The organism is Pseudonocardia sp. SID8383 (genome assembly GCF_009864975.1).
Lineage (GTDB): Bacteria > Actinomycetota > Actinomycetes > Mycobacteriales > Pseudonocardiaceae > Pseudonocardia > Pseudonocardia alni.
On sequence record NZ_WWFY01000844.1, the window covers coordinates 1 to 6,780 of the forward strand.

8 protein-coding genes and 1 pseudogene are annotated in these 6,780 nt (G+C 74.6%); 5 read left to right on the plus strand and 4 right to left on the minus strand.

Translation table 11 applies throughout. The features are described from left to right. Positions 1-418, plus strand: a pseudogene (locus GTW08_RS20325) (hypothetical protein); the annotation flags it as partial. Next, complete coding sequence (locus GTW08_RS20330) at positions 415-1,458, plus strand: LLM class flavin-dependent oxidoreductase (protein ID WP_100878122.1); 1,044 nt, start codon at positions 415-417, stop codon at positions 1,456-1,458. The pseudogene GTW08_RS20325 and the gene GTW08_RS20330, both read left to right, overlap by 4 nt. Here the strand turns inward: GTW08_RS20330 and GTW08_RS20335 are convergent, their stop codons facing one another. Genes GTW08_RS20335 through GTW08_RS20345 form a run of 3 tightly spaced genes read right to left on the minus strand, consistent with a single transcriptional unit; the run spans position 1,459 to position 4,505 of the window. Then, positions 1,459-2,964 carry a tripartite tricarboxylate transporter permease gene (locus GTW08_RS20335; protein WP_161152384.1) on the minus strand — a complete coding sequence of 502 codons (1,506 nt, stop codon included), beginning with the start codon at positions 2,962-2,964 and terminating at the stop codon, positions 1,459-1,461. Positions 2,965-2,967: 3 nt separating this feature from the next. Continuing rightward, positions 2,968-3,510: a tripartite tricarboxylate transporter TctB family protein gene (locus GTW08_RS20340; RefSeq protein WP_161152385.1), complete on the minus strand. Its 543-nt coding sequence runs from the start codon at positions 3,508-3,510 to the stop codon at positions 2,968-2,970. Continuing rightward, entirely contained in the window at positions 3,507-4,505 is a 999-nt protein-coding gene (locus GTW08_RS20345; RefSeq protein ID WP_161152386.1) for a Bug family tripartite tricarboxylate transporter substrate binding protein, read from the minus strand. Before GTW08_RS20345 ends, GTW08_RS20340 begins: the two co-directional genes overlap by 4 nt. 150 nt (positions 4,506-4,655) lie before the next feature. Between GTW08_RS20345 and GTW08_RS20350 the strand changes: the two genes are divergently transcribed. Together GTW08_RS20350 and GTW08_RS20355 are read left to right on the plus strand one after the other, a co-directional pair. Further along, positions 4,656-5,075 (plus strand): universal stress protein, encoded by a 420-nt coding sequence (locus tag GTW08_RS20350; protein WP_161152387.1) that lies wholly within the window; start codon positions 4,656-4,658, stop codon positions 5,073-5,075. Between the two features lie 127 nt (positions 5,076-5,202). Further along, complete coding sequence (locus tag GTW08_RS20355; protein ID WP_161152388.1) at positions 5,203-5,694, plus strand: Dps family protein; 492 nt, start codon at positions 5,203-5,205, stop codon at positions 5,692-5,694. Between the two features lie 89 nt (positions 5,695-5,783). Here GTW08_RS20355 and GTW08_RS20360 read toward each other — a convergent pair whose 3' ends face one another. After that, positions 5,784-6,278, minus strand: coding sequence for a hypothetical protein (locus GTW08_RS20360; RefSeq protein WP_161152389.1), 495 nt, complete (start codon positions 6,276-6,278; stop codon positions 5,784-5,786). A gap of 45 nt (positions 6,279-6,323) precedes the next feature. Between GTW08_RS20360 and GTW08_RS20365 the strand changes: the two genes are divergently transcribed. Beyond that, on the plus strand, positions 6,324-6,780 hold a 457-nt coding region (locus GTW08_RS20365; protein WP_161152390.1), incomplete at its 3' end, for a DUF1275 family protein.

Genomic DNA, 6,780 nt, shown 5'->3' on the forward strand with positions numbered 1-6,780 from the left:
CTGGCAGGCGACGACGACGCTGCGCGAGCACCGCGGGGACGGTCACGTCGCGGTCCTGGTCGCGCGGGGTGTCGGCCCGGTCGCCGCGCACCACCTCAAGATCGCCGCCGGGGAGACCGACGGCGAGTGGCTGCGCACCGCCCGCGGCGTCGACCCGGACGCCTGGGCGGCCGGCGCGGAGGACCTGCGGGCCCGCGGCTGGGTCGACGCCACCGGCGCGCTCACCGCCGCCGGCGCCGACGAGCACGACGAGATCGAACGGCTCACCGACCGGGCCGCCGCCCGCCCGTGGGGCGCACTCGGCCCGGAACGGACCGCCGAGCTCGCCGCGCTGCTGGCGCCGATGGCGACGGCGGTGCTAGCCGCCGGGGACGTGCCCGTACACGGCCCGGTCGGGCTCGTCCGGGACGGCCGGTGAGGACCGCCACGACGGTCGAGGCCTCCGGCGGTGACTGGCGCGAGACCGTCGAGTTCGTCGTCGAGGCCGAGAAGCTGGGCCTCGACGACTGCTGGGTCGCCGAGGCGTGGGGGTCCGACGCGCCGTCCGCGCTGGGCTACCTCGCCGCCCGCACCGGACGCATCCGGCTCGGTTCCGGGGTGATCCAGGTCGGCACCCGCTCGCCGGTCGCGATCGCCCAGGCCGCGCTGACCCTGCACGACATGTCGCAGGGACGGTTCCTGCTCGGGCTCGGCCCGTCCGGCCCCCAGGTCATCGAGGGCCTGCACGGGGTGCCGTTCGCCCGCCCGCTCACCCGGCTGCGCGAGACGATCGAGGTGGTCCGGGCCGCCTGCGCGGGGGAGCGCATCGCCTACGACGGCGAGACCGTCGCGATCCCGCTGCCCGGCGGACAGGGCCGCCCGATGCGGCTGTCGACCACGCCGGTGCCGGACCTGCCGGTGTTCGTCGCCGCGCTGTCCCCGCGGATGCTGGAGCTCACCGGGCGGGTCGCCGACGGCTGGCTGGGCACGAGCTTCGTCCCCGAGGGTGCCGACGCCTACCTCGCCCACCTCGACACCGGTCTGCGCGCCGCCGGGCGGGACCGGTCCGCGATCGAGGTCTGCCAGGGCGCCGAGGTCGCCTTCGCCACCGACGAGGCCGACCAGGCGGCGATGGTCGACGCCCGCCGCCCCGGCATCGCGTTCAGCCTCGGCGGGATGGGCACCGCGGAGCGGAACTTCTACTTCGACGCCTACCGCCGCCAGGGCTGGGGCGAGCGGGCCGACGCCGTCCGCGCCGCCTGGCAGGGCGGGGACCGGGCGGGCGCCGCGGCCCTGGTGACCGACGAGATGGTGCTGGGGACGACGCTGGTCGGCACCGAGGAACGGGTCGCCGCGCGGTTGCGGGACTGGGCCGCCGCCGGCGTCGGCACCGTCCGGCTCTACCCGGCGGGGGAGACCCTCGACGAGCGCCTCACCACCCTGGCGCGGGCCGTGGAGCTGGCCCGCGCCGCGGGGTGATCACACGTCGGCGGCGCGCTTCTCGGCGATTCGGCGCCACGCCGTCCAGACCAGGCCGGCCAGCAGCAGCAGGTACAGCACCACGGTGATCGGGCTCGACACCAGCACCGCCGGGTCGTTGTCGGAGTTGCCCATCGCGTCGCGCAGCGAGTACTCCGCCAGCGGCCCGAGGATCACCGCGATCAGCACCGGCGCGACGGGGATGTCGTAGAGCCGCATCGCCAGCCCGAGCACACCCACCACCAGCATGATCACCAGGTCGACCTGGCTCGCCCCGGAGGCGTACACGCCGAACGCGGCGAACACCGCGATGCCCGCGTACAGGTAGGACTTCGGGACCCGCAGCAGCTGCGCCCACAGCGGCGCGAACGGCAGGTTGAGGATCAGCAGCACGATCATCGCCAGGAAGAACCCGGCGAGCAGTGCCCACACGATGTCCCCGGAGCGCTCCAGCAGCAACGGGCCCGGCTGCAGGCCGTACTGCTGGAACGCGGCGAGCAGGATCGCCGCCGTCGCGGAGGTGGGCAGGCCGAGCGCGAGCAGCGCGCCCATCGCGGTGCCCGCGGTGGCGTTGCCCGCGGCCTCCGGCGCCGCGACGCCCTCGATGGCGCCCTTCCCGAAGGTCGGCTCGGCCTTGCGCCGGTCGAGCCTGCGCTCGGTCCCGTAGGCCAGGAACGTCGGCACCTCGGCGCCACCGGCCGGGATGACACCGAACGGGACGCCGATCGCGGTGCCGCGCAGCCACGCGGGCAGCGCCTGGCGGAACTCGGCCTTCGACAGCCACCATCGGCCGGTCGGCATGACGGCGCTGGTCTCCTCGGCCCGGCCGACCTTCGCGGCCTGGCTGAACACCTCGCCCAGCGCCAGCAGCGACACCGTGATCACGACGATCGAGACGCCGTCGAGCAGCGGGGAGAAGCCGAAGGAGAACCGGGGTGTGCCGGTCGGCTGGTCGATCCCGACCAGGGCGAGGGTCAGGCCGATCGCGAGCGCGGCGACGCCGCGGATCGCGGAGTCGGCGACGACGGCGGAGATCGCGACGAAGGCGAACACGGCGAGTGCGAGGAACTCGGCGGGGCCGAACCCGGTGGCGAGCCGGGCGAGGGTCGGGGCGAAGAACACCACCAGCGCCGAGGCGACCATGCCGCCGATGAACGCGCCGATCGCGCCGGTGGCCAGCGCCTGGGCGGCCCTGCCGCGCAGCGCCATCCGATGCCCCTCGAAGGTGCTTGCGATGGCGGTCGAGTTGCCGGGGGTGTTCATGAGGAACCCGGCGATGGAGTCACCGAACAGGCCACCGAAGTAGATGCCGGTGAACATGATCAGCGCACTGGTCGGCTCGAGGACGAAGGTGAGGGGGAGCAGCAGCGCCACGGCCATCGCCGAGCCCAGCCCCGGCAGGACCCCGACCGCGGTGCCCATCAGCGCACCGAGGAACACGAACAGCAGCGCGGAGGGGCTGAGGACGTCGGCGAAGCCGCCGAGCAGGTTGGTCAGTTGTTCCACGGGTCAGAACCCTCCGACGAAGCCGGCGGGCAGCGAGATCCCGAGCAGCATGCTGAACACGACCTGGACCGCCGAGGACACGGCGAGCCCGCCGAGCGCCATCGCGGGCCAGCGCCGGTTGCCCAGGGCGGCGGCGACGGTGACGAACAGCCCGGTCGCGGACAGGATCCACCCCAGGTAGGGCAGGACGACGATGAACGCGGCCACGCCGCCGACCGCGGTCAGCACGGCCGGGGCGTTCACCCCGGTGTCGGCCGGCGCGTCCCCGCCGGCGGCGCCCTCGACGTCGCCGTCACCGGTGGCCGCCGGGACCGGGGCCGGGGCGTCGAACTCCGGCCGTGGCCGCAGGATGTCGAACGCCAGCAGCGCCGCGACCACGTAGCACAGGATCGCGACGATCCACGGCATGGTGGTCGGACCGAACAGGCCGCCGTCGCCGACGACCCGCATGGTCAGCGTGCCGTAGGTCAGGAAGACCCCCAGCGCGGCGAGGATCGCGGGCACGACGAGCGCGCCCCGGGACAGGTGTGCAGGACGGCCGCTCATGCCAGCCCCAGCTCCTTCAGAAGGTCGTCGATGCGGGACTGCTCGGAGACCAGGTAGCGGTCGTAGTCCTCGCCGTAGGTCTCGCTGCGCACCCAGCGGTTGCGGGTCACGGCCTCGCCCCAGGACTCGGTCCCAACCATCTCGCGGGCGATCTGCTCCAGCTCCGCGCGGGCCTCGGGGGTGATCCCGGCGGGGGCGACGAGCCCGCGCCAGTTGACGAGGTCGACCTCGGGCATGCCCAGCTCGTCCATGGTCGGGGCGTCGACGCCCTGCAGGCGTTCGGGCGCGACGACGGCCAGCACCCGCAGCTGCCCGGACTCCACCAGGTCGCGGAAGTCGTTGTAGCCGGAGATCCCGACGCCGACGGTGCCGGCCGCGGTCGACAGCAGGCTCAGCGTGAGTTCGCCGCCGCCGGGGTGCGGGGTGTAGACCATCCGCTCGACGGGGATGTCGCGGGCCTGCGCGAGCTGGGCGGCGACCATGTGGTCGATACCGCCCGCCGAGCCGCCGCCGATCGGTAGCGCGGCCGGGTTCGCGGCCCAGGCGGTGAGCATGTCGTCGAGCGTGCGGAACGGTGACTCGGCCGGGACCGCGACGACCTCGAAGTCCTCCGCGAGCCGGGCGATCGGCGTCGTGTCCTGCAGGCTGAGCGCGCTGCCGGACTGGCTGATCCCGCCGAGCATGACGGTGCCGGTGACCATCATGGTGGTCTCCTCGCCGGCGAGACCGGCGAGCTGGTTGAGGCCGATGGTCCCGGCGGCACCGGGGATGTTGACCACCTGCACGGTGTTCACGATGTTCCCGGTGCGCATGGCCTGCTGCGCCTCGCGGGCGACCAGGTCCCAGCCGCCACCGGCGGCCGCGGGGGCGATGAGGGTGAGGTTGGAGCGCGCCGCCTGTCCCTCCCCGGACCGGGCGGCGTCGGCGAAGGCGGTCACCGCGAGTGCGGCGACGAGGACGATTCCCAGGGCTGCGATGACCTGCCGTCGTGGCATGGGGGCAGACGTTGGCACACGTCCGCTCCGTCCTCCATGGTCCGGATCGGAAACTCTACGATCTCTGTGACCACAACGAACTTTTCTCCGGTATGTCCGTTCGGCGTGGTTAGTCTCCGTCCCGTCCGCGAACGCCTGATGGGGAGCGACATGACGATCTGTGTGGCCTACGGCCCGACGCCCGAGGGCGACGCCGCCCTGGACCTGGCGGTCCGCGAGTCCCGGCTGCGGGCCGCCCCGCTGACGGTGCTGGCCACCGGCCGCCAGGAGCTGTTCGACGCCGACGGCACCGGGACCCACGACCACGCCTCGCTCGAGGTGACCATCGGGTCGCGGCTCGCCGGGCTGCGCGCCGAGGGCGACCCGACCACCGCGGTGCGCGTCGTCGACGACGGCGGCGACCCCGCCGAGGCGATCCTCGACCTGGCCGCGCAGGAGGACGCGCAGCTGCTCGTGGTCGGGGTGAGGCGGCGCAGCCCGGTCGGCAAGCTGCTCACCGGCAGCACCGCGCAGCGGATCATCCTGGACTCCCCGATCCCGGTCCTCGTGACCCACGCGGCGCGCTCGTAGGCTCGGCTTTCCCCAGGTCAGGCGCGCCTCACCGGGTGTCGGACGGATCACGAACGGGTGTGGGCGTCCCGAGGGCGGGGCACTCCCGGTACGTCCCGAACCGACATCGGAAGGAGCGGTGGGCACCATGGCCACCCCGATCACCAGCCCGCTCGACAGCGGCGCCACCGACATCACCGGCGGCGTGCTGCAGGAGACCCTCGTCGACCTCGTCGACCTGTCCCTGGTCGCGAAGCAGGCGCACTGGAACCTCGTCGGCAGGCAGTTCCGCGACATCCACCTGCACCTCGACGAGCTCGTCGACCTGGCCCGCGAGCACGGAGACTCGGTCGCCGAGCGGGCCGCCGCGATCGGCGTCGCCCCCGACGGTCGCGCGAAGACCGTCGGCCGCGACACCGGGCTGCCCGAGTACCCGGCGGGCTACGTGTCCGACTCCGACACCGTGCTCACCATCTCGGCGACCGTCGACGCCGCCGTCGACCGGCTGCGTCCGCGCATCGAGCAGGCCGGCAAGGCCGACCCGCTCACCGAGGACCTGCTCATCGAGCTGGGCCGCGCGCTGGAGGAGGCCCGCTGGATGTGGCAGGCGCAGGCCGCCGGCTACCGCGGCGAGGTCTGAGCAGCACCCGCACGACCACCGGCCCCGGGCGTCCCCACCACGACGTCCGGGGCCGTCGTGTGTCCGGGGGCGTGGTGTCCGGGGCCGGCTCAGCGCACCGCCGTCGCGGCCGCGGTGACCGTGGCCCGCCAGATCGCCATCGCCGCCCAGAGCACGAACACCCCGACCGGCAGGGGCAGGGCGTCGGGGAGGTCCGCACCGTAGGACGGCCGTAGCCCGCCGGTCCGCCACACCCGCCCGGCCTCGTTGACCGCGTCGGCCGTGGTGAGCAGGGCGAAGCGGCGCCCGATCCCCGAACCGGTGAGCCGGTAGGTCAGGTCGCCGAGCTCGACGGTCCACCGCGGGCGGGAGAGCGGCCCGTCCGGGTGGTCGACCGATCGCTGGATGTGCGCCCGGATGTCGCCCTCCAGCGCGAACCGGGCGATCCCCTCCGACCGCAGCGCGTAGGGGTGTCCGTCGATGACGAGGTCCCGGTGGGAGTGCCAGGCCCGCGCGCTCCACCCGGTGACGGCCCGGCCGTCGGCGGTGACCTCGTAGCGCACACGGAGCAGGCCCGCCGGGGTGGAGGTCGCACGCAGCTGCACCCGCCCAGCGTGCCACCGGCGCCGCCGCCGCGGGAGGACCACGCGGTGAACCGTGCGGTGGTCCCCGCATTGCTGGCCGCGTGCGCCGGGGTGGCGGACGTCTGGGCCGTGGTCGCACTGGGCGGCGCGTTCGCCGGTGTCGTCACCGGCAACCTCGTGACGGCCGGGCACGCCCTCGCCGTCGCCGAGCCGGCCCGGCTGCTGCCGCCTGCGGTCGCGGTGGCCGGGTTCGTCGTCGGCGTCGCGCTGTGGTCGCTGCTGCGCCGCCGGTGGCCGACGGCGGTGTCGGTCCCGCTCGTCGCCGAGCTGGTGGTGCTCGTCGTGCTCGCGGTGGCCTGGCCGCTCGCCCCGGGCGCGACGCTCCCGCTGCTCGCCGGTGCCGCACTGGCGATGGGCGGGCAGAGCAGCGTCGCGCAGCTGCTCGGACAGTCCACGACCTACATGACCGGCACGCTGACCGGCGCCGTGTCCGACCTGGCCACCGGCGACGGGCGGCGGTGGC